This window comes from Odoribacter sp. AF15-53 (assembly GCF_003479425.1).
Classification (GTDB): Bacteria; Bacteroidota; Bacteroidia; order Bacteroidales; family Marinifilaceae; genus Butyricimonas.
Genome location: NZ_QUHC01000036.1, coordinates 1 through 1,145, shown reverse-complemented (window position 1 = coordinate 1,145; position 1,145 = coordinate 1). Strand labels below are relative to the sequence as shown.

Here is a 1,145-nt window from a genome sequence, read left to right as displayed (position 1 = left end):
ACCCGGCACGGACTTGCACGAGGAATAGATCCTTCTCAACCTTTGCACCAGGGCGAAGGCCTTCTGCATGTCGGGATGTAGCTCGAAAAGCATGGAAGCCCTCTTTCTCTGGTTCACGCTCCAGGCTACCGGTTCTTTAAACAACAGCGACCTGGAACGGAACAATATCTCTTTCCTGGTTTCCCCGTTACGGAATTTTCTCGCCCTGTACTTTTTCCCCTCCAACCGGGCTTTTTCCATCTCGTTGGTTTCCTCGTTGATCGCCTCCCAGCGGTGTTCGATCCTTAACTCTTGCAAGGCGTCACAAGCGAGCTTCTGCACGTGAAAGCGATCGATAACCTGCTCCGCGTTTGGAAAACATTCCCGCGCGATAGCGTGCATGGCGCTAGACATGTCAAGGGTGATCTCCTGTACCTGGTGACGGGCTTTACGGGGAAGCTTCCTCAAGATAGTGGATACCTCCACGGCCTTTACCCCCTTGATGATGGCAACGAGGGTTCCCTTGCCGCCGTGACCGTCCTTGTTCGTGACGATCGTGTACAACTCGCCACGGGAGAGGGAACTCTCGTCGATACTCAAGCGAGGGCCCAGGTTCCCCGGGAAGATCAACCACTGGTCCGCGTGAGACAACGGTTCCCAGGACGAGTAATCACTTAAATGTTTCTTGTATTGTTGTACCAGCAAGTCCCCGTTGACGCGATAGAACTTCTCCAGGCTCTTGCCGCTGATCGGGTAGTTATCCAAGTACACCTTTTAAAAAAGACGCGAACTCCTTCGAGTAACGCGTGCCATCTGCCGACAGGGAAAACTTGTTGCTCACAACCTCTCCCGACGGGAGTTGCCATTCACGTCGACGAACGTGAAGGTAAACAGAACGGCCACGTAACGGGAAATCCTGGATACTGGTCGCGCTCGTGAAACCCTTGGATAAAACACCTTGACCGCCATACTCGCGCGGCGGGATATTTTTCTCGTCAAGGTATATATCAATTTGATCACTGGTATTCGTTACCTTCACCACCTCGAAACAAGCGAGGATATCCCCGGGTAAAATTAATTCTAGAAGTTCTTTCATCACGTCATATTTAGTAAACACGCGAAGATAACACTTTCGAGGATGATCCACCTAATTTTTCACGTGAGCC

Annotated in this window: 2 protein-coding genes; both read right to left on the bottom strand. The window is 51.5% G+C overall.

All coding sequences use genetic code 11. The features are described 5' to 3' along the window. The coding region (locus DWW52_RS20840; RefSeq protein ID WP_233557009.1) for a transposase at nucleotides 1–744 on the bottom strand (744 nt) is incomplete at its 3' end. After that, nucleotides 737–1,075, bottom strand: coding sequence for a transposase (locus DWW52_RS20835; RefSeq protein ID WP_118717874.1), 339 nt, complete (start codon nucleotides 1,073–1,075; stop codon nucleotides 737–739). The genes DWW52_RS20835 and DWW52_RS20840, both read right to left, overlap by 8 nt. Between the last annotated feature and the right edge of the window lie 70 nt (nucleotides 1,076–1,145).